Origin of the sequence: Kosakonia pseudosacchari (assembly GCF_015167415.1) — a bacterium.
Taxonomy (GTDB): domain Bacteria; phylum Pseudomonadota; class Gammaproteobacteria; order Enterobacterales; family Enterobacteriaceae; genus Kosakonia; species Kosakonia pseudosacchari.
Map to the genome: position 1 here is coordinate 2,575,877 of NZ_CP063425.1, position 21,834 is coordinate 2,597,710.

The 21,834-nt window shown below is 53.2% G+C and carries 20 protein-coding genes; 13 read left to right on the forward strand and 7 right to left on the reverse strand.

Translation table 11 applies throughout. The features are described from left to right. Positions 1-63 precede the first annotated feature (63 nt). The 9 genes from sapA (at position 64) to pdeR (ending at position 11,956) form a co-directional block, all read left to right on the forward strand. Complete coding sequence (gene sapA / locus IP581_RS12060; protein WP_193822687.1) at positions 64-1,704, forward strand: ABC transporter substrate-binding protein SapA; 1,641 nt, start codon at positions 64-66, stop codon at positions 1,702-1,704. Continuing rightward, positions 1,701-2,666 (forward strand): putrescine export ABC transporter permease SapB, encoded by a 966-nt coding sequence (sapB, locus tag IP581_RS12065; RefSeq protein ID WP_097401092.1) that lies wholly within the window; start codon positions 1,701-1,703, stop codon positions 2,664-2,666. The genes sapA and sapB overlap by 4 nt, the downstream gene beginning before the upstream one ends. After that, positions 2,653-3,543, forward strand: coding sequence for a putrescine export ABC transporter permease SapC (gene sapC, locus IP581_RS12070; RefSeq protein WP_086868716.1), 891 nt, complete (start codon positions 2,653-2,655; stop codon positions 3,541-3,543). Before sapB ends, sapC begins: the two co-directional genes overlap by 14 nt. Beyond that, positions 3,543-4,535, forward strand: a complete 993-nt coding sequence (sapD, locus tag IP581_RS12075; RefSeq protein ID WP_086868714.1) for a putrescine export ABC transporter ATP-binding protein SapD — start codon at positions 3,543-3,545, stop codon at positions 4,533-4,535. The genes sapC and sapD overlap by 1 nt, the downstream gene beginning before the upstream one ends. A 1-nt stretch (position 4,536) precedes the next feature. Next, a complete protein-coding gene (gene sapF, locus IP581_RS12080) occupies positions 4,537-5,343 on the forward strand; it encodes a putrescine export ABC transporter ATP-binding protein SapF (protein WP_016495888.1) in 807 nt (268 codons plus the stop codon). A gap of 121 nt (positions 5,344-5,464) precedes the next feature. Further along, entirely contained in the window at positions 5,465-6,253 is a 789-nt protein-coding gene (gene fabI / locus IP581_RS12085) for an enoyl-ACP reductase FabI (protein WP_086868710.1), read from the forward strand. Positions 6,254-6,430: 177 nt separating this feature from the next. Further along, positions 6,431-7,588: a CMD domain-containing protein gene (locus IP581_RS12090; protein ID WP_193820485.1), complete on the forward strand. Its 1,158-nt coding sequence runs from the start codon at positions 6,431-6,433 to the stop codon at positions 7,586-7,588. Between the two features lie 137 nt (positions 7,589-7,725). Next, a complete protein-coding gene (locus IP581_RS12095) occupies positions 7,726-9,660 on the forward strand; it encodes an exoribonuclease II (protein WP_193820486.1) in 1,935 nt (644 codons plus the stop codon). Between the two features lie 304 nt (positions 9,661-9,964). Further along, positions 9,965-11,956, forward strand: coding sequence for a cyclic di-GMP phosphodiesterase (pdeR, locus tag IP581_RS12100; RefSeq protein ID WP_193820487.1), 1,992 nt, complete (start codon positions 9,965-9,967; stop codon positions 11,954-11,956). On the opposite strand, the gene IP581_RS12105 is transcribed toward pdeR, so the two are convergent. Continuing rightward, positions 11,953-12,819 carry a crotonase/enoyl-CoA hydratase family protein gene (locus IP581_RS12105; protein WP_086868699.1) on the reverse strand — a complete coding sequence of 289 codons (867 nt, stop codon included), beginning with the start codon at positions 12,817-12,819 and terminating at the stop codon, positions 11,953-11,955. The two genes, pdeR and IP581_RS12105, sit on opposite strands and share 4 nt — an antisense overlap. A gap of 193 nt (positions 12,820-13,012) precedes the next feature. Between IP581_RS12105 and yciZ the strand changes: the two genes are divergently transcribed. The 3 genes from yciZ to osmB all read left to right on the forward strand — a co-directional run bounded on the left by yciZ (position 13,013) and on the right by osmB (position 14,522). Further along, a complete protein-coding gene (yciZ, locus tag IP581_RS12110; protein ID WP_086868697.1) occupies positions 13,013-13,195 on the forward strand; it encodes a protein YciZ/DeoL in 183 nt (60 codons plus the stop codon). A gap of 93 nt (positions 13,196-13,288) precedes the next feature. After that, complete coding sequence (gene yciT, locus IP581_RS12115) at positions 13,289-14,047, forward strand: DNA-binding transcriptional regulator YciT (RefSeq protein ID WP_193820488.1); 759 nt, start codon at positions 13,289-13,291, stop codon at positions 14,045-14,047. A gap of 256 nt (positions 14,048-14,303) precedes the next feature. Continuing rightward, positions 14,304-14,522, forward strand: a complete 219-nt coding sequence (gene osmB / locus IP581_RS12120) for an osmotically-inducible lipoprotein OsmB (RefSeq protein WP_025263597.1) — start codon at positions 14,304-14,306, stop codon at positions 14,520-14,522. A gap of 115 nt (positions 14,523-14,637) precedes the next feature. Here the strand turns inward: osmB and yciH are convergent, their stop codons facing one another. From yciH to pgpB, 5 genes are all read right to left on the reverse strand, one after another. Next, the gene (gene yciH / locus IP581_RS12125) at positions 14,638-14,964 is read right to left on the reverse strand and encodes a stress response translation initiation inhibitor YciH (RefSeq protein WP_193820489.1); all 327 of its coding nucleotides are present in this window, start codon (positions 14,962-14,964) and stop codon (positions 14,638-14,640) included. Further along, positions 14,964-15,701, reverse strand: coding sequence for an orotidine-5'-phosphate decarboxylase (gene pyrF / locus IP581_RS12130; RefSeq protein ID WP_193820490.1), 738 nt, complete (start codon positions 15,699-15,701; stop codon positions 14,964-14,966). The genes yciH and pyrF overlap by 1 nt, the downstream gene beginning before the upstream one ends. Before the next feature lie 184 nt (positions 15,702-15,885). Next, on the reverse strand, positions 15,886-17,055 hold the full coding sequence (gene lapB, locus IP581_RS12135) for a lipopolysaccharide assembly protein LapB (RefSeq protein WP_193820491.1): 1,170 nt from the start codon (positions 17,053-17,055) through the stop codon (positions 15,886-15,888). Between the two features lie 6 nt (positions 17,056-17,061). Further along, positions 17,062-17,370: a LapA family protein gene (locus tag IP581_RS12140; RefSeq protein WP_086868689.1), complete on the reverse strand. Its 309-nt coding sequence runs from the start codon at positions 17,368-17,370 to the stop codon at positions 17,062-17,064. 140 nt (positions 17,371-17,510) lie between these two features. Beyond that, positions 17,511-18,275, reverse strand: a complete 765-nt coding sequence (gene pgpB, locus IP581_RS12145) for a phosphatidylglycerophosphatase B (protein ID WP_193820492.1) — start codon at positions 18,273-18,275, stop codon at positions 17,511-17,513. A gap of 196 nt (positions 18,276-18,471) precedes the next feature. Between pgpB and ribA the strand changes: the two genes are divergently transcribed. Next, positions 18,472-19,059 (forward strand): GTP cyclohydrolase II, encoded by a 588-nt coding sequence (ribA, locus tag IP581_RS12150; RefSeq protein WP_016495874.1) that lies wholly within the window; start codon positions 18,472-18,474, stop codon positions 19,057-19,059. Positions 19,060-19,106: 47 nt separating this feature from the next. On the opposite strand, the gene acnA is transcribed toward ribA, so the two are convergent. After that, a complete protein-coding gene (gene acnA / locus IP581_RS12155; RefSeq protein WP_193820493.1) occupies positions 19,107-21,782 on the reverse strand; it encodes an aconitate hydratase AcnA in 2,676 nt (891 codons plus the stop codon). Between the last annotated feature and the right edge of the window lie 52 nt (positions 21,783-21,834).

Below are 21,834 nucleotides of genomic sequence, written 5' to 3' on the forward strand. Positions count from 1 at the left end.
TTGTACGAAGCCATGGCAAGTGCGATACACTTTGCACATGAATTTAAAATCGTTGAAAAAATCATGCGTCTGGTTTTCTCTTCCCTGCTATTGACCGCAAGCCTGGCGACAGGTTTTGTGCAAGCGGCGACACCGCTTTCTGAGCAAGCGGATATTCGCGACAGCGGCTTTGTCTATTGTGTCAATGGCCAGGTCGATACCTTTAACCCGCAAAAAGTCAGCAGCGGCCTGATTGTCGATACGCTGGCAGCGCAGCTTTATGATCGCTTGCTGGATGTTGATCCTTATACCTACCGGCTGGTTCCGGAGCTGGCGGAAAGCTGGGAAGTGCTCGATAACGGCGCGACTTACCGCTTTCGCCTGCGCGACGGTGTGGCATTCCAAAAAACAGCCTGGTTTACGCCGCACCGCGCACTGAACGCCGATGATGTGGTTTTTACCTTCCAGCGCATTTTCTCGCGCAATCATCCGTGGCATAACGTCAACGGCGGTAACTTCCCCTATTTCGACAGCTTGCAGTTTGCCGATTCTGTCGACAGTGTTCGCAAGCTGGATAACCACACGGTTGAATTCCGCCTGAAAAAACCGGATGCCTCCTTTTTATGGCATCTGGCGACACACTATGCTTCGGTAATGTCGGCGGAATACGCCGCCCAGTTAGAGAAAAGCGATCACCAGGAGTTGCTTGATCGACAACCGGTCGGCACCGGGCCTTATCGACTGGATGAATACCGTGCCGGGCAATATATTCGGTTACAACGTCACGAAAAGTTCTGGCGTGGTGAGCCGTTGATGCAGCAAGTGGTGGTCGATCTCGGCTCCGGTGGCACCGGGCGTTTGTCTAAGTTGTTAACCGGTGAGTGCGATGTGCTGGCCTGGCCTGCCGCCAGTCAGTTAACGATTTTGCGCGATGACCCGCGTTTACGACTTACACTGCGCCCGGGTATGAACATTGCCTACCTGGCGTTTAACACCAACAAACCGCCGCTGAATAACCCGGAAGTGCGCCATGCGCTGGCGCTGGCCATCAATAATCAGCGTCTGATGCAGTCGATTTACTACGGCACCGCTGAAACGGCCGCCTCAATATTGCCGCGCGCCTCCTGGGCTTATGATAACGAAGCGAAGATCACCGAGTACGATCCGGCGCAGGCCCGCGAACGCCTGAAAGCGCTGGGGCTGGAAAATCTGACCCTGCAATTGTGGGTACCAACCAGTTCACAGGCGTGGAACCCAAGCCCGTTGAAAACCGCCGAGCTGATTCAGGCAGATATGGCGCAGGTCGGTGTAAAAGTGATTATTGTCCCGGTGGAAGGCCGTTTCCAGGAAGCGCGGCTGATGGATATGAATCACGATTTAACCCTTGCCGGCTGGGCAACAGACAGTAACGATCCGGACAGTTTCTTCCGCCCGATGCTCAGTTGCGCGGCAATCAACTCGCAGACGAACTTCGCGCACTGGTGCAACCGTGAATTCGACGAGGTGTTACAAAAAGCGCTGGCTTCACAGCAGCTTGCCGCCCGTATTGATGATTATGACGAGGCTCAACAGATACTGGCGCGCGAATTGCCGGTGTTGCCGCTGGCCTCTTCCCTGCGTTTGCAGGCGTATCGCTATGACATTAAAGGCCTGGTGCTGAGCCCGTTTGGTAGCGCCTCCTTTGCCGGTGTTTCGCGGGAAAAACAAGAGGTTTCGCCACCATGATTATCTTTACCCTGCGCCGCCTGTTACTGCTGCTGGTCACGCTTTTTTTACTGACGTTTGTTGGCTTTAGCCTGAGCTATTTTACGCCCCACGCCCCGCTTCAGGGCGCGTCGTTGTGGAATGCCTGGGTATTCTGGTTTAACGGTTTGCTGCACTGGGATTTCGGCGTTTCCAGCATTAATGGCCAGTTAATTTCAGAACAGCTTAAAGAGGTGTTTCCTGCCACCATGGAGCTGTGCCTGCTGGCGTTTGGCTCAGCATTATTGGTGGGTATCCCGGTCGGCATGCTGGCGGGTGTGATGCGCGGCAAGTGGCAGGATAAAATGATCAGCGCCTTTGCGCTGCTGGGCTTTTCAATCCCGGTGTTCTGGCTGGCGCTGCTCCTGACCCTGTTTTTCTCGCTGAATTTAGGCTGGCTGCCGGTGTCTGGTCGTTTTGATCTGCTTTACGAAGTCAAAACCGTGACCGGTTTTTCGCTGATTGATGCCTGGCTCTCCGATTCGCCGTGGCGCGAAGAGATGATTATCAGCGCCTTACGACATGTCGTGTTGCCAGTGTTAACGCTGGCGGTGGCACCGACCACCGAAGTTATTCGTCTGATGCGCATCAGTACTATCGAGGTATTTGATAAAAACTATATTAAAGCGGCAGCGACGCGCGGCCTTTCGCGGCTCACGATTCTGCGCCGCCATGTTTTGCATAACGCCCTGCCGCCGGTTATTCCCCGTCTCGGCCTGCAATTTTCGACCATGCTGACACTGGCGATGATCACCGAAATGGTGTTCAGTTGGCCAGGACTGGGACGCTGGTTGATTAATGCGATTCGCCAGCAGGATTATGCGGCGATTTCCGCAGGTGTAATGGTGGTAGGCTCACTGGTTATTATTGTGAACGTGCTGTCCGATATCCTCGGCGCACTGGCTAATCCGTTGAAACATAAGGAATGGTATGCCTTACGATAGCGTCTACAGCGAAAAACGCCCGCCAGGCGCGCTGCGAACCGCGTGGCGCAAATTTTATGGCGATACCACCGCGATGATCGGCCTGTATGGCTGCGGCGCATTGCTGCTGCTGTGTATTTTCGGTCACTGGTTTGCCCCTTACGGCATTGACCAGCAATTCCTCGGTTATCAGTTATTGCCCCCCTCATGGTCGCGCTATGGCGATGTTTCGTTTTTCCTTGGTACGGATGATTTGGGGCGCGATGTTTTAAGCCGTTTGCTGAGCGGTGCAGCGCCAACGGTGGGCGGTGCCTTTATCGTTACACTTGCGGCAACGCTTTGCGGGCTGGCGCTTGGCGTTTTCGCCGGTTGTACTCACGGCCTGCGCTCGGCGGTGCTGAACCATATTCTCGATACCCTGCTGTCGCTCCCTACACTGCTGCTGGCGATTATTGTGGTGGCGTTCGCAGGTCCGCATCTCTCCCACGCGATGTTTGCCGTCTGGCTGGCGCTGCTGCCGCGCATGGTGCGTTCGGTTTACAGCATGGTGCATGACGAGCTGGAAAAAGAGTATGTGGTCGCCGCGCGGCTCGATGGCGCGTCCACCATGAATATTCTGTGGTTTGCCGTGCTGCCAAACATTACCGCAGGCATGGTGACAGAAATTACTCGCGCGCTGTCGATGGCGATCCTTGATATCGCCGCACTCGGTTTTCTCGACCTGGGCGCGCAACTCCCGTCTCCGGAATGGGGAGCGATGCTCGGTGACGCACTGGAGCTGATTTATGTAGCGCCGTGGACGGTCATGCTGCCGGGCGCGGCAATTATGGTGAGCGTGTTGCTGGTGAATATTCTTGGCGACGGGATTCGCCGCGCGATCACAGCGGGGGTGGAATAATGCCGCTTCTTGATATTCGTAATCTCACCATCGAAGTGAAAACCGGTGAGGATTGGGTAAAAGCCGTCGATCGCGTCAGCCTGACGCTGGCAGAAGGTGAAATTCGTGGGCTGGTTGGCGAGTCTGGCTCTGGCAAGAGCCTGATTGCTAAAGCGATTTGTGGCGTTACCAAAGACAACTGGCGCGTTACCGCAGACCGTATGCGCTTCGATGATATCGATCTGCTGCGGCTCTCCGCACGCGAGCGCCGCAAGCTGCTGGGCCACAACGTATCGATGATTTTCCAGGAACCGCAATCCTGTCTCGACCCCTCCGAGCGCGTGGGCAAACAGCTGATGCAGAACATCCCCGGCTGGACGTGGAAAGGCAGTTTGTGGCAGCGTTTTGGCTGGCGTAAGCGCCGCGCCATTGAACTGCTGCATCGTGTTGGCATTAAAGATCACAAAGATGCGATGCGCAGCTTTCCTTATGAGCTGACTGAAGGTGAATGCCAGAAAGTGATGATTGCTATCGCGCTGGCCAACCAGCCGCGGTTGCTGATTGCCGATGAACCGACGAACGCGATGGAACCGACCACCCAGGCGCAAATTTTTCGCCTGCTCGACAGGCTCAATCAGAACAACAACACCACCATTATGTTGATCAGCCATGATTTGCAGATGCTGAGCAAATGGGCCGATCGCATCAATGTGATGTATTGCGGCCAGACCGTGGAGACCGCGCCGAGTGAAGAGTTGATCGCAACACCGCATCACCCCTATACGCAGGCGTTGATTCGCGCGATCCCGGATTTCGGCAGCGCAATGCCGCATAAAAGCCGCCTGAATACCATGCCTGGCGCTATTCCGTTGCTGGAGCAGTTGCCGATCGGCTGCCGCCTGGGACCTCGCTGCCCTTACGCCCAACGTAAATGTGTGGAAACGCCGCGGTTAGCCGGTGCAAGAAATCATCTCTTCGCCTGCCATTTCCCGTTGAATATGGAGAGTGAGTGAGATGGTCGAAACCTTGCTTGAAGTGCGCAATCTGAGCAAAACCTTCCGTTATCGTACCGGCTGGTTCCGCCGCCAGACTGTTGAAGCGGTGAAACCGCTGAGTTTCACCCTGCGGGAAAAACAGACGCTGGCGATTATTGGTGAGAACGGTTCCGGTAAATCGACGCTGGCGAAAATGCTGGCCGGGATGGTCGAACCTTCATCCGGCGAACTGGTGATTGACGATAAACCGTTGCATTACGGCGATTACACCTTTCGCAGCCAGCACATTCGCATGATTTTCCAGGATCCGACCACCTCGCTGAACCCGCGCCAGCGCCTGTCGCAAATCCTCGATTTCCCGTTGCGCCTGAACACAGATCTGGAGCCGGAAGTCCGCCAGAAGCGTATTCTGGAGACGCTGCGTATGGTCGGCCTGTTGCCGGATCATGTCAGTTATTACCCCTATATGCTGGCACCGGGCCAAAAACAGCGCCTGGGGCTGGCGCGCGCATTAATCCTGCGTCCTAAGGTGATTATTGCTGACGAAGCGCTGGCGTCACTGGATATGTCGATGCGTTCGCAGTTAATTAATCTGATGCTGGAATTACAGGAAAAACAGGGTATCTCTTATATTTATGTCACCCAGCACATTGGCATGATGAAACATATCAGCGATCAGGTTTTGGTTATGCACCAGGGTGAAGTTGTTGAGCGCGGCAGCACTGCCGATGTGCTCGCCTCGCCGCTGCATGATTTAACAAAACGTTTAATAGCCGGGCATTTTGGCGAAGCGTTAACAGCCGATGCCTGGCGAAAAGACCGCTGATTCAATAGTTTCAGTGGTCGGATTAACTCATCCGGCGACTCATGATAGAATCGCCGCGTTTTAACGACGATCGCCCCACATGATGGCGCTCGCCACAACAATGAATATAAGGATTAGAGCTATGGGTTTTCTTTCCGGTAAGCGCATTCTGGTAACTGGCGTTGCCAGCAAACTGTCCATCGCATACGGCATCGCACAGGCTATGCACCGCGAAGGCGCTGAGCTGGCATTCACCTACCAGAACGACAAGCTGAAAGGCCGCGTTGAAGAGTTTGCCGCCCAGCTGGGTTCCAGCATCGTTCTGGAATGTGATGTCGCTAAAGATGAGAGCATCGACGCCCTGTTCACCGATCTGGCGAAAAGCTGGCCGAAGTTTGACGGTTTCGTTCACTCCATCGGTTTCGCACCGGGCGATCAGCTGGATGGCGACTACGTGAACGCGGTAACCCGCGAAGGCTTTAAAATCGCCCACGATATCAGCTCCTACAGCTTTGTGGCGCTGGCGAAAGCCTGCCGCGAAATGCTGAACCCGGGTTCAGCGCTGCTGACGCTCTCTTATCTGGGCGCTGAGCGTGCGATCCCGAACTACAACGTAATGGGTCTGGCAAAAGCTTCTCTGGAAGCAAACGTCCGCTATATGGCGAACGCTATGGGTCCGGAAGGCGTGCGCGTTAACGGTATCTCCGCCGGTCCGATCCGTACGCTGGCCGCCTCCGGCATTAAAGATTTCCGTAAAATGCTGGCGCACTGCGAAGCCGTTACCCCGATTCGCCGTACTGTGACCATCGAGGACGTGGGTAACTCCGCCGCGTTCCTGTGCTCCGACCTCTCTGCCGGTATCTCCGGTGAAGTGGTTCATGTGGACGGTGGTTTCAATATCGCTGCCATGAACGAGCTGGAAATTAAATAATCCTCACCGCCCCTTCTCCTGAAGGGGCGTTTTTCGATATGCCATTCTGATATTTATTATCACCTAACAATCTTTCATCCCTCTCCTTCATTACGCCAGGATTAAGCAGCAAAAAAGATCCGGCGACAATGATATGCCGTCGTATCCGGATCGCCACTTTCAGACCAAGGAACGACCATGGAACAACGCCGGATTGAAGGCAAAAGCCACTGGTATCATGAAACCCAGTCGAGTGCCAGCCGGGCACATGCGCTACCGTTAGTTCCCGAAGCGGCCACAGTAAACGACCCTTTTCTGCTCGACCTCGCCCTGCCGGAAAAACAAAAAACCGACCTTGACGGCATTGTTTCGCCCGCACGAAAACTCTATGCCCTGTTATTTCCGCAGCGCGTAAGCACCAGCCGTTTACGCACCTTCAGCGCCTATGATCGGCTCAGCACCGCCCTGACGGCGGCGCAGGTATTCGGCGTTCAACGCTTATGTAACCACTACGCCGCGCGACTGGCGCCGTTATCCGGCCCGGACTCGTCACGGGAGAGCAACTACCGCCTGGCACAAATTACCCAACATGCGCGGCAACTTGCCGCCTCTCCCTCGGTTATCGACGCACGTGCGCGACAACAGCTGGAAGACGTAGGGTTAACGCTGTATGACCTGGTTATCATCAATCAGATTATCGGCTTTGTTGCTTTTCAGGCGCGCGTTGTCGCCGTCCTTCAGGCATCGCTCGGCCAGCCCGTGCGATTTATCCCCGGCATGGAAACCCAGCAAGAAGCAGATGCCGCACTTTTTAGCGATACCCTTACTGAATGGCAGCCCGGCATTGATATTGTCGATTTACGTATCGCGAATGCTCCGCAAATGGAGTCATTAGCGCGCTGGCAACCGCTGCCGGAATTACGCCTGCTTGCCCCTTTGTTAGCGCATGAACATCTGCTGCTCAATGAGTTGGGCGAAATGAGCGAACAGGTGGCTAAAACCAGCCCTAATAAACAGCAGAGCTGGCTGGTGGCTGCCTACACCGCGCGCATTAACGGCAGCACGAGTTGTTTTAGCCAACGTGTACAACATGACGGCGACGATGAAGTCCTGGTGCAGGCGCTGCGCGCGGGCAGCCGCGAGCTCAATCGTGTGCTGGCGGGAAAAAACAAAGAGAGCGCCCTGGTGCAAGCGGTTCAGATGCTTACCTGCGCACCGGACAGGTTTAGCCCCGCGCAATTTTTACAGCTTGAGGAACAAGGCTACAGCCGCCAGGCGGCAATGAGTTTGCTTGTCGCTTGTGCGCTGCACGGCTGGTTAAACCGACTGCATATCGCTCTCGGGCAAAGCGTGTAACCACAGGCTGATATAGCGCAGCGCAAGTACTCTTGCCGCCGATTGCACAGCATGATTTTGCTGAAACAGCGCTTGCCGCAACAGGAAGAATCGCGTAAAACTGTCAGCCGCTCTTTTAGCCACGAAAATACATAATTATGCTCCAGGACAACCCGCTGCTAGCGCAGCTTAAACAGCAACTTCATTCCCAAACTCCGCGTGCGGAAGGTGTTGTAAAAGGCACTGAAAAAGGCTTTGGATTTCTGGAAGTCGACGCGCAAAAAAGCTACTTCATTCCGCCACCGCAGATGAAGAAAGTGATGCACGGCGACAAGATTATTGCCGTCATCCACAGCGATAAAGACCGTGAAAGCGCGGAGCCTGAAGAGCTGGTCGAGCCATTCTTGACCCGTTTTGTTGGCAAAGTGCAAAAGAAAGACGATCGCCTCTCTATTGTGCCGGATCATCCGTTGCTAAAAGATGCCATCCCCTGCCGCGCCGCCCGTGGCGTTGAGCATGATTTCAAAGAAGGCGACTGGGCTGTCGCTGAAATGCGTCGTCACCCGCTGAAAGGCGATCGCGGTTTCTACGCTGAACTGACGCAGTTCATTACCTTCGCCGAAGACCACTTTGTGCCGTGGTGGGTCACACTGGCGCGTCACAATCTGGAAAAAGAAGCGCCAAATGGCGTGGCGACCGGGATGCTGGATGACGGCCTGCAGCGCGTGGATTTAACCGCGCTGGATTTTGTCACCATCGACAGCGCCAGTACCGAAGATATGGACGATGCGCTGTATGTTGCAGAGACTGCCGAAGGCGAACTGCAACTGACCGTGGCAATCGCCGATCCTACAGCCTGGATTGCCGAAGGCAGTAAGCTCGACGAGGCCGCGAAGATCCGCGCCTTCACCAACTATCTGCCGGGTTTCAATATCCCGATGTTGCCGCGTGAACTCTCTGACGATCTTTGCTCGCTGCGCGCGAACGAAGTGCGTCCGGCGCTCGTTTGCCGCATGACGCTGGATGCCGACGGCGCTATCAAAGACAATATCGAGTTTTTCGCGGCGACCATCGAATCGAAAGCCAAACTGGCTTATGACGATGTGTCCGACTGGCTGGAAAATACCGGCAACTGGCAACCGACAAACGATGCGATCGCCGGGCAGATCCGCCTGCTGCAGCGCGTTAGCCAGCTGCGCGCCCAATGGCGCCAGAATCACGCGCTGGTCTTTAAAGACCGCCCGGATTACCGCTTTGTGCTTGGCGATAAAGGCGAAGTGCTGGATATCGTCGCCGAGCCACGCCGCATTGCTAACCGCATCGTTGAAGAATCAATGATTGCCGCCAATATCTGCGCCGCACGCGTACTGCGCGACAAGCTCGGTTTTGGCATTTATAACGTACACCTCGGTTTCGACCCGGCGAACAGCGAACAACTGGCCGCGATGCTGAAAACCCATGGTATGCACGTTGATGCCGAAGAAGTGCTGACGCTGGAAGGTTTCTGCAAATTGCGTCGCGAGCTGGACGCGCAGCCTTCAGGCTTCCTCGATAGCCGCATTCGCCGATTCCAGTCCTTCGCGGAAATCAGCGTTGAACCGGGCCCGCATTTTGGTCTTGGCCTCGAAGCATACGCGACCTGGACCTCGCCTATCCGTAAGTACGGCGACATGATCAACCATCGCCTGCTGAAAGCGATTATCAAAGGCGAAACACCGAAGCGCCCGCAGGACGATGCCACTGTGCAAATGTCTGAGCGCCGTCGCCTGAACCGCATGGCGGAACGCGATGTCGGCGACTGGCTCTACGCTCGCTTCCTGCAAAACAAAGCCGGTACCGAAACCCGTTTTGCGGCAGAAATTATTGATGTCAGCCGCGGCGGTATGCGCGTACGTCTGGTGGATAATGGTGCCGTTGCCTTTATTCCGGCTCCGTTTATTCATGCGGTGCGCGACGAGCTGGTGTGCAGCCAGGAAAATGGCACCGTGCAAATTAAAGGTGAAACCGTCTTTAAAGTGACAGACGTTATTGATGTCACGATTGCGGAAGTCCGGATGGAAACCCGCAGCGTTATTGCCCGCCCGGTACTGTAACGTTTTTAATCATGGCGCTTTCCGGCCCCGGAAAGCGCCACATCGCTGTTGCGATACCACGCGCATTTTTTTCTGAATTCTTCCCACAATCCTGCAAAACCGACCACAATAAAACCTCAGGCAACTGTTTGTTTACTGCGGCTTTATGCTATTTATTACAGAGTTTTTTCTATATCAGGCCGGGGTTTAACAAAACATACCAAGAAGAAACAACACGTTCATGCCTGATTACCCCCTTTAAAAAGGCGGTTATCCGTCAATAAATTGTGTACCCGTTGCGCTTTTATGTGGGTTGGGAGATTGCATGAAAGACTTTCAGGAACAGAACCTGCTGTTTCGCTATCTGGGTTCGACAAGCCCCTTTTGGCGTTTAACCGCCGACAGTAACGCACTGCACTTTGCTCCGGACGAAAACGCCGATGTCAGCCAGGTTGTTGCATTGAGCGACGAACAAGCCGCGCGGATCCGCGAAATGACGGTCATCACGTCCAGCCTCTCTATGCACATCTCTTTATTCGGTGAGGATGTTGCGGTACACCTTGTCGGCAGAAAAATATCCCGCAAAGCATGGGCCGGTAGCGCATCGGCCTGGCACGATACAAAGTCAGTGGCCCGCGATCTGATGCAAGGCCTCTCCTTCGCAGAGCAAGTTGTTTCCGAAGCGAACTCAGTGATAGTGATCCTCGATAAGCACGGCAATATTCAGCGTTTTAATCGCCTGAGCGAAGAGTACACCGGCATGAAAGAGCAAGAGGTCATCGGGCAAAACGTTTTTAAACTGTTTATGAGCCGCAGCGAAGCGGTGGCCTCAAAGCGCAACATCAGTGGTTTTTTCCGTGACGGTACGCCGTATGAAGTTGAACGCTGGGTGAAAACCCGTAAAGGCCAGCGGTTATTTCTGTTTCGCAATAAGTTTGTTCACAGCGGCAGCGGTAAAAATGAAATTTACCTCATCTGCTCCGGTACGGATATTACCGAAGAGCGGCGTGCGCAAGAGCGATTGCGGGTGCTCGCCAATACCGACACTGTGACCGGTTTACCCAATCGCAACGCTATTCATGAGTTGATTAGCGATGCGATAAGCGCGCGCGGGGAAACGCAAGTCGGTGTTGTCTACCTTGACCTGGATAACTTTAAAAAAGTAAATGATGCCTATGGTCATATGTTCGGCGATCAACTCTTGCAGGCGGTCGCGCTGGCCATATTGAGTTGTCTGGAAGAAGGCCAGGTACTTGCCAGGCTCGGCGGCGATGAGTTTATCGTACTGGCGACAGACACCTCGCAAAGCCTGCTGGAAGCGATGGCATCGCGCATTCTGACCCGTTTACGGCAACCTTTCCGTATCGGCCTTATTGAAGTTTACACCGGCTGCTCGCTGGGCATTTCACTGGCCCCACAGCACGGTAATGATCGCGAAAGCGTGATCCGTAACGCCGACACAGCGATGTATACCGCGAAAGAGAGTGGACGCGGCAAATTTTGTGTCTTCTCGCCAGAAATGAATCAACGCGTATTCGAATATTTATGGCTCGATACCAATCTGCGTAAGGCGCTGGAAAAAGAGCAACTGGTGATCCACTACCAGCCGAAGATCACCTGGCGCGGAGAAGTGCGCAGCCTTGAGGCGCTGGTACGCTGGCAATCGCCGGAACGCGGTCTGATCCCGCCGCTGGACTTTATCTCGTATGCTGAAGAGTCAGGCTTGATTGTGCCGCTGGGGCGCTGGGTAATGCTGGATGTGGTGCGCCAGGTGGCGAAATGGCGCGATAAAGGCATTTTTGTGCGCGTTGCGGTGAATGTTTCGGCGCGACAGCTGGCGGATCAGACGATTTTCAGCGATCTGAAACAAGCGCTACTGGATCTTAAATTTGAATATTGCCCCATCGATGTGGAGTTGACCGAGAGCTGCTTGATTGAAAACGAGGAGCTGGCTTTGTCGGTTATTCAGCAGTTCAGTGCCCTGGGCGCGCAGGTGCATCTTGATGACTTCGGCACAGGTTACTCTTCCCTTTCACAACTGGCGCGTTTTCCGCTGGACGCTATCAAACTTGATCAATCTTTTGTCCGCGAAGTACATAAACAGCCCGTCTCACAATCACTGGTGCGGGCGATTGTCGCCGTTGCACAGGCGCTTAATTTGCAGGTGATTGCTGAAGGTGTCGAGAATGCAAAAGAAGACGCCTTTCTTACAAAGAATGGCGTCAATGAACGGCAGGGTTTTTTATTTGCTAAACCGATGCCCGCTGCCGTATTCGAGCGATGGTTCAGACGTTATCAGGCTCGTAAATCGCGTTAGCCCGCTTTAAGCGACACCGCAGCGTGACGATCCTGTAACAGGACTAAACGTTCCATATAAGCAATATCTTTGGGTTGCAGACAGAAAGCCGAGTCCACCCAGTCTTCGGTAATATCCATCAGTTCACTACGGGGTAACTGTAAAACACGCTGGCGGGCACGCAGCATCGCCCGCACGCCGTTCAACCGGGGTTGCAGGGTATCGATAAAGGTGCGTGTCGCAAGAAATCCCTGCCCGGACTCGAAAGAGACATCCACCAGCCCTTGCGCTGCATACCACTCTGCGGCATGCGACTCTCCTTTGTAGATCAACTCTTCCGCCAGTTTCATTCCCGAACGGCGCGCCACCAATGAGTATGCGCCCATGCCGGGAAAAAGATTGAAGGCGATTTCCGGGAAACCGAGCCGCGCGTCGCGCTGCGCCAGCACGAAATGGTGCGCCAGCGCGGCTTCGAAACCGCCTCCCAGCGCGCTACCTTCGACCATCGCCAGCGAGATGGCTCCGGTGTCAAACCCTCTTGACGCGGCGTGAACGCAATCCACGCAGGCACGGGCATAAGCGCGCAAGGCTTCGCGTCGGCCATTCTTGATACAATCAACGAAAAATTGTAGATCGCCCCCGGTGTTGAACATGCCGGGAACTAACGATCCCGTTACCCAAAAATCAACGGCAAATCCCGCTTGCCGGACAAGCCAGGAAATATTCATGATCTCCTCAATTAATGCATGGTTGAAGCATGGTCTTGGCCTTGCGCGCAGCATCATCCACACGGTGCGGCGCTCCTCCTCGTAATAGCCAGAAAGCTGTGTAAAGCGTTCATCGTCAGTAAACAGTTTTAAAGTGGTCTGGTTGATAATCGTCATTGCTTTATCCTCCGGTAATAAAAGCGCGTTGCGCGCACTGCAAGACTAATCCACCGCCAGAGCCAGCTCTTTGTTGCGTAATGAATATATAATTGGCGCTTATAAGTTTTTGAGATTTCCTTTTTTTCCTTCTCTTTTTAAACTGTTTTCTGCATCATTGAATTCATTCGTTTTTCGACATAAAGGTGAAGGTATGGCAGACATCGACGTGAAACACCTTGCCGGCCGGATAGATACCGTTCTGGATATTCTGGTTGCGGGGGATTATCAATCCGCCATTCGTAACCTGGAAATTTTGAAGGCGGAATTATTGGATCTCGATAACAACGATAAAGCGGCCTCTGCTGGCGCGCCGAAAACGCCCTGGGAAATTTAACTACCCTTATTTTCGCCATTACGCGACAGCCGGGAATGCGACGCGCGTACTGGCGATTCCCTTTCTCCAAACCATTATTAGAAATATGTGGCTATGAATTCCCGACAACAACTTATTTTGCAGACGGTCATCGAAAAGGGCCAAATGAGCGTTACTGACCTCGCGCGTATGACTGGGGTTTCCGAAGTCACGATTCGTCAGGACCTGAATACGCTCGAAAAACAAAGCTATTTACGCCGTACGCATGGTTTTGCTGTGCCGCTGGACAGCGATGATGTTGAAACACGGATGATGAACAACTACACCGTGAAGCGCGATTTGGCTGATTTTGCGGCATCACTGGTCAGTTCTGGTGAAACCGTGTTTATTGAAAATGGCAGTAGCAACGCCCTCCTCGCCCGTAAACTGGGTGAACAGCGTGATATCACCATTATCACCGTGAGCAGCTATATCGCCCATCTGCTCAAAGAAGCGTTGTGTGAAGTGATCCTGCTTGGCGGTATTTATCAGAAAAAGAGTGAAAGCATGGTCGGCCCGCTGACTCGCCAGTACATTCAACAGGTGCATTTCAGCAAAGCATTTATCGGGATTGATGGCTGGCAGCCAGAAACGGGTTTTACCGGGCGCGATATGATGCGTACTGACGTAGTGAATGCCGTGCTGGAAAAAGGCAGCGAAGCGATTGTGCTCACCGATAGCTCCAAGTTTGGCGTTGTTCATCCTTATACGCTTGGCCCGGATGAACGCTTTCAGCGGGTGATCACCGATTCAGCCCTTAAGCCGGAAGCACATCTTCAACTGCAACAAAAAGGCCTGATTGTCGATGTCGTCAACACTGGCGGGCTTCGCTGATCTATTAGCCCGCTATCGCGGGCTATCTCCCTCATATCTGAGACTATTCTGACGTTTCGATTAAGACTATTTACCTGTCTTGTTATCAGTCTGCGCGTAAAATTATTATTAGCGATATAACAGGAAGTGACTATCACTGACGTGATTGAATTACACCTGCGCAGCAAGGTTTCACGGGAATTCTTTAGGTCTGCTCACAGGCACTATACTTAAAGAGAACATTCTTCCGTGAATCGATTATTCAGGAGAAAGTATGATGATGTTAACAAGCAAAAAAATGGCCGCAGCAGTACTGGCAGTTACCCTGGCAATGTCTCTGAGCGCTTGTGGTCACTGGTCTAAACGCGATCGTAATACCGCAATCGGTGCGGGTGCGGGTGCGCTTGGTGGTGCTGTACTGACGGATGGTAGCACGCTTGGTACGCTGGGCGGTGCAGCTGTCGGCGGTATCATCGGTCACCAGGTTGGTAAGTAATTGGTCATTTAAACGGCGATTATAAAAAAATAAATATACTTTCTTTTTCAGGTCTACGTTTCACAGTGTAAATAATAAGGCCGCGGTAATTATCGCGGCCTTTCTGTTTTCAGGCTTAACCACCCGCTAATTTCACTTTCATCCCTTTGGCTTCCAGCAATGATTTCAGTAAATCACGTTTATCACCCTGGATCTCAATAATGCCATCTTTCACCGAACCACCGCAGCCGCATTTTTTCTTTAATTCTGCGGCCAGCTTAGCCAGTGCTTCATCATCTTCATCAATGCCCGTGATCAGGCATACGCCTTTGCCTTTGCGGCCGCTGGTCTGACGCTGGATACGTACAGTGCCATCACCTTTCGGGCGTGCATGTTGCGCTTTAGGTTCGTCGATGCGTCCGATTTCGGTTGAATAGACCAGACGGCTGTTATCATCGTTCATTATTCCCCCCTACCCAACGATGCATTAATCGCTTTAAGGGTTTTCGCCGGGTCGGCAGACTGCGTAACCGGACGCCCAATCACCATATAGTCTACACCGGCAGCAAGCGCCTGTTCCGGCGTCATGATACGACGCTGATCGCCAGATTCGCTACCAACCGGGCGAATTCCTGGCGTGACCAGTTTGAACGCTTTGCCTAATGCGTTTTTAAAACGAACCGCTTCCTGGGCGGAGCAAACAACGCCATCAAGGCCACATTGCTGCGTCAGGCGAGCCAACCGCTCTGCATGCTCTGCAGGTGTTGCGTTGATGCCAAGATCCTGTAAATCACTCGCTTCCATGCTGGTCAGAACGGTTACTGCAATCAGTAACGGCGCATCTTTGCCAAATGCGAGTAGCGCCTCTTTTGCCGCTGTCATCATTCGCGCGCCCCCGGAAGCATGGACATTCACCATCCAGACGCCCAAATCAGCTGCGGCTTTAATAGCATGCGCTGTGGTGTTCGGAATGTCGTGGAATTTCAAATCGAGAAAAATATCGAAACCGCGCTGTTGCAGATCGCGCACCAGTTGCGGCCCGAATAACGTGAACATCTCTTTGCCCACTTTCAGGCGGCAATCACGGGGATCGATACGGTCAACAAACGCCATAGCCATGTCGAGGTTATCGTAATCAAGTGCTACTACAACCGGAGAAGCAGTAACAGTGCGGGAAGTCGATAAAACAGTAGACGTCATGATCAGACCTTCTGAAATGAGGGCACCCGCTCAGGCGCGAGAAGAATAAACGGCGAGCATTCTACCCGCGAGCGCGTGGAAATAACAGGTTCGATTTTTTGCTGCTAAACACAAACCAGCGCAGATGCTGCATGCTTAAAAAACATCAATAGTATGTTGTAACTAATAAAGAGGTTTTTAAAAATTACTGACCGTCGAGGCCGCGAATCGGTTTAACGGTCGACCACGCCCGGCAAGACGGGCAATGCCAGTACATGGTAAACGCAGTAAAACCACATTTATGACAACGGTAGCGGGGTTTACTGCGCACCTGCTCGCCCACCATTTCGCGCAGCACCATCAGACTTTCTTTGGCGCGGCCCTCTTCGGCTTCGTTCAGGTGGTAATCCATCAGCTTATGGAAAACGCGCATAGTGGGATGCCGCTGCAGTTGTCGCGTAACATAGCTTTGCGCTGCGTCAGGTCCATCCCGACGCTCCATAATATCTGCCAACATCAATTCAGCAGTCGCACCGGTGTTTTCTTCCACGCAACGCTGTAAAAATGCCGCCCATTCGTCATTTTTACCTAATTGCTGATAGCAGGTTTGCAGCATTTCCAGCGTTTCGCTGACAAGTTCTTTATCCTGATCGATAACGCGTAGCAGGCTTTCCACCGCTTTTGCATAATCGCCATTGGCCATAAACACACGGCCCATCATGATAGAGACGCGCGGGCTATCGCGATCGGCGGCGGCGCCTTTTTTGAGCAACGCCATCGCCCGATCCATCTCTTCATTACCCATCTGCTGCAGCGCCAGCTCGCAGTAGAAATGTGCGATTTCGCCCCGCTGCTTATCCTTGCCGAGTTTCACCAACCGCTCAGCGACATCGATGGCTTTTTGCCACTCGCTGGTCGCCTGATAAATTTGCAGCAATTGCTGGAGCGCTCCGACTCGAAAATCGGTTTCATCCACCAATTGGTTAAACATATCTTCCGCGCGATCGTACATTCCGGCGACCATGTAATCGCGCCCAAGTTGCTGGACTGCCAGCAGGCGTTGATCATAAGAAAGCGAGGCACTTTCCATTAGTGTTTGGTGGATACGAATCGCGCGGTCAACCTCGCCGCGAGAGCGGAAAAGGTTGCCAAGAGTGAGGTGCGCTTCAACGGTGCCAGTGTCCTCTTTCAACATGTCGAGGAACAGATCAACCGCTTTATCTTGCTGATTACTCAGTAAAAGGTTAACCCCAGCGACGTATTCACGTGACAGCCGGTTAGCCTCATCCTGTTTTGTCTGTTGAGCATTTCTGCGCCCCATATACCAGCCGTAGGCAGCCGCGACAGGTAACAACAGAAACAACAACTCCAGCATAAAATATTATTCCTTCACTGCCGTTGAATCGGTTGTAACCGTAACATTTGTGGCAGGAGTAAGCTGATGCTCAAGACGTTTGATTTTACGTTCGGCGCGCGCCAGAGAAACGCGAACGCGTAGCCAGAAAAGGCCGCAAATCAGCCAGCCGATAATAAAACCAGCAGCAAACAGCACGGCCAACAGCGTGGAAATCCTGTATTCACCCTGTGCGAGCAAATAGTTGAACGTGACTTGCTGATCGTTTTGCGCGCCAAGGGTAATCGACACGACAAAAATCGCTAACACCAGTAAGAAAATGAGTAAATATTTCACATTACGTCCCGTTATGTGCTGCCGAGCGATGAATTTATATGCAACGACTGCATTCAGCCCTATAAACTACCATTTTAGCGCCCGGCGCGAAATGGAAATGCATGATGTTAAAATCTGATTTGCGGGCGAAACAGCGGAAATCAACCCTCTTGATCGCGAGCAATGATTTCAGGTACTTCCTCCGCAGGCGGCGTGAGCGGGCCGCAAATGCGCTGGGCAAGCCAGGTCGCCAGCGTCACAAGCAACCAGGATATCAACGTTGCAACCACCAAATCGCGCGGCCAGTGCATGCCTAACAGCAGTCGGCTCCCCATCACGCCTGTCGCCCACACAAGCAGCACAGCAATCGTCCATGTGCGTCTGCGTGGCCACAGCAGCCCCACGGCCAGTAGTGCCCAACTTGCGGCAAACATGGTATGTCCGGAAGGGAAAGCGAAACCTGTCTCTTTTTGCCAGTGTTTACGTAAAAAGCCAGGAATATCATGCTGGCTGGAGAGTTGTTTTTTCACTAACTCTCCCCGCTCCTTACGCTTCAAAGTGTAGAACTGTTCGGCCTGAACATCGTGCGTTTTTTCCAGCCAAAGGACGAAAGGTCGCGGCTCCTGAACACGCTCTTTGACAAAGGATTTAACCCCCTGTCCTGCCAGAATCGCGCAGCCAAGAATGACGAACAGCATCACCGCAGCTTTAATGCGAAAACGCAGGCACCAGAGAAACCACGCGCACAATATGACATGCGTAATGATTCCCCACGGTTGGGTAACGGTTTCTGTTAACCAGTATAAAAAATGCAGCCACCAGCGGGGTTGTCCCGGCTCCCAGTTCCAGCCAGAAACCCACATTATCAGCGGCATTATCAACAATATCGCTGCACCCGCTGTCGTTCGCTTTGCAATAGAAAGCATCTTTTCTCCTTCTGATTTTGCGAACCAATATAACTGAAAAATAACATTTCCGCTGAAACCTGCGCATTTGTGCGTTTAAACAGCAATGCGTGGGTCACCAGTAGGCGATGCTTAATGCATTGTGGCAAAATGAGGTTATACAGAAGGCCATCAGGCTAAAGGTGCGTAGTGCACCACTAAAAATCCGGAGATTCACATGCAACTTAAACGTGTGGCAGAAGCCAAACTGCCAACCCCATGGGGCGACTTCCTGATGGTGGGTTTTGAAGAACTGGCAACCGGGCAGGATCATGTCGCCCTTGTTTTCGGTGATATTTCCGGGCAACTGCCCGTACTGGCGCGTGTTCACTCCGAGTGTCTGACCGGCGATGCCCTGTTCAGCCTGCGCTGTGATTGTGGTTTTCAGCTTGAAGCAGCGCTTAATCACATTGCAGAAGAAGGTCGCGGCGTACTGCTTTATCATCGTCAGGAAGGTCGTAACATTGGTTTGCTGAATAAAATCCGCGCGTATGCGCTGCAGGATCAAGGCTATGATACCGTTGAAGCGAACCATCAGTTGGGTTTTGCCGCCGATGAACGAGACTTCACGCTTTGCGCGGATATGTTCAAATTGCTGGCGGTCGACGAAGTTCGTCTGCTGACCAATAATCCGAAAAAAGTTGAGATCCTTACCGAGGCGGGAATCAACATTGTGGAGCGCGTCCCACTGATCGTCGGGCGTAACCCAAAAAACGCGCACTATCTGGATACCAAAGCTGAAAAAATGGGGCATCTGCTGAAATAAGCGCCCCATCGGATATGAAACAGGCCTGCAAATGCAGGCCTTTGTTTTTAGTTCAGCATATTACGGATCACGTAATGCAGAATGCCATCGTTGCGGTAATAGGTCAGTTCCGTCGCCGTATCAATACGACAGCGGCACGCCAGCGTCTCCTGTTTGCCATCAGCGCGAGTTAACGTCACGGCTAAGGTTCCCCCCGGGGTGATGTTATGCAGATCGACAACGTCCAGCTTTTCCTCCCCCGTCAATGCCAGCGTTTTTCGCGTCACACCTTGTGGAAACTCAAGCGGCAGGATCCCCATGCCAATCAGGTTGGAACGGTGAATACGCTCAAAGGATTCCGCAATGACTACGCGAACACCCAGCAAGCGCGGCCCTTTCGCGGCCCAGTCACGGCTGGAGCCAGAACCATACTCTTTGCCGGCAATTACCGCGAGCGGCGTGCCCTCTTGCTGGTAGCGTACAGCGGCATCATAAATAGAGACCACTTCACTGCCCGGCAGATGACGCGTCATGCCACCTTCTACACCCGGCACCATTTCGTTGCGAATACGGATATTGGCGAATGTCCCGCGCATCATCACTTCATGGTTGCCGCGTCGTGAACCGTAGGAGTTAAAATCGCGGCGTTCGACGCCATGGCTTTGCAAATAGCGGCCTGCCGGGCTATCCGCTTTGATGCTGCCTGCTGGCGAAATATGGTCGGTGGTGACCGAATCCCCCAGCATGGCAAGGATCCGCGCGCCATGAATATCTTCCACGGGTTTTGGCTGCGCCTGCATATCGTCAAAGAATGGCGATAACCGGATGTAAGTCGAGTCATTCTGCCAGCCATAAGTATCGGAGCGCTCAACTTCAATCGCCTTCCACTCCGGCGTGCCTTCAAACACCTCGGCATACTCTTTGCGGAACATCTCGGTAGAGACTTGCTCAACCGCACGCGCGATCTCACTGCTGGTTGGCCAGATATCTTTTAAATAGACCGGATCACCTTTGCGGTCATGACCGAGCGGGTCGGTAGCGAGGTTGATATTCATATTGCCCGCCAGCGCATAAGCCACCACTAACGGCGGTGAAGCGAGCCAGTTCGTTTTTACCAGGGGGTGAATACGCCCTTCGAAATTGCGGTTACCCGAAAGCACCGCACCAACGGTGAGATCTCCTTCACGAATCGCCTGTTCAATCGGCTCTGGTAATGGCCCGGAGTTACCAATACAGGTGGTACAACCGTAACCGACAAGATTAAAGCCCAGTTCATCCAGATAAGGCGTTAATCGCGCCTGCGCCAGATAATCCGAAACCACTTTAGAACCCGGCGCCAGCGAGGCTTTTACCCATGGCTGGCGTTTGAGCCCCAGCGTCACCGCTTTCTTCGCCAGCAAACCGGCCGCCATTAACACACTCGGGTTCGAGGTATTGGTACAGGAGGTAATCGCAGAAATGACTACCGCCCCGTCCGGCAATTCGTATTTATGACCGTTCAATACATATTCAACCGGTTTACGATCTTTTTGCGCCGTATTCAGTTCAAGCTCTGAACTGGCGGCAAAGGCTTTCGGCACATCGCTCAGCGCAACGCGATCCTGAGGACGTTTTGGCCCGGCGAGACTCGCTTCAACGTCATGCATGTTCAGTTCAAGGGTGCTGGTAAAAACGGGCTCATCGCCCGGGTTGCGCCACATACCTTGTGCTTTCGCATAAGCCTCAACCAGTGCAACTTGCTCTTCGCTACGACCACTCAAACGCATATAATCAAGCGTCACGCCATCGATAGGGAAAAAGCCGCATGTTGCGCCATATTCCGGAGCCATATTGGCAATGGTGGCACGGTCGGCAAGCGGCAGCGAATCAAGGCCATCGCCGTAAAACTCAACAAATTTACCGACAACACCGTGTTTGCGCAGCATCTGCGTGACCGTCAACACCAGATCGGTTGCCGTGATCCCTTCCTGCAATTTACCGCTCAGTTTAAACCCAACGACATCAGGGATCAGCATTGAGACCGGTTGCCCAAGCATCGCCGCTTCGGCTTCAATCCCCCCCACACCCCAGCCCAACACCCCGAGGCCATTAATCATGGTGGTGTGTGAATCGGTGCCGACAAGTGTGTCCGGATAGGCAACCCACTCTTTATCCTGTAATTCGCTCCAGACTGCTTTGCCGAGGTATTCGAGATTCACCTGATGGCATATTCCTGTCCCTGGCGGCACCACACTGAAACGGCTAAACGCCTGCTGGCCCCAGCGCAGGAAAACATAACGCTCATGGTTACGTTCCATTTCAAGGCGGACGTTCTCTTCGAAGGCGTCATCGTCGCCGAAGTGGTCAACGGTCACAGAGTGGTCAATCACCAGATCGACCGGGGATAACGGGTTCACTTTGGCGGTATCGCCTCCCAGGCGTTTTACCGCTTCACGCATCGCCGCTAAGTCAACGACGGCGGGAACACCGGTAAAGTCCTGCATCAGGACCCTTGCCGGGCGATAAGCGATTTCACGATCGGCATGCGCACTGTTGAGCCAACCGGCCAGGGCGCGGATATCTTCTTCAGTGACGGATTCCTCGTCCTGCCAGCGCAGGAGATTTTCGAGTAAAACTTTTAGCGACTTGGGTAACCGGGAGATATCCCCAAGTTGTTTAGCGGCCAGCGGCAAGCTGTAGTAGTGATAAGTTTTGTTCTCTGCCTGCAACGTGTCCTTACTGGCTTCGCGTAGGGTTGACGACATGTGCTCCTCCTTAATGACAGGGATTGCTTACCCTGATGCTCTTCAGGGTCTG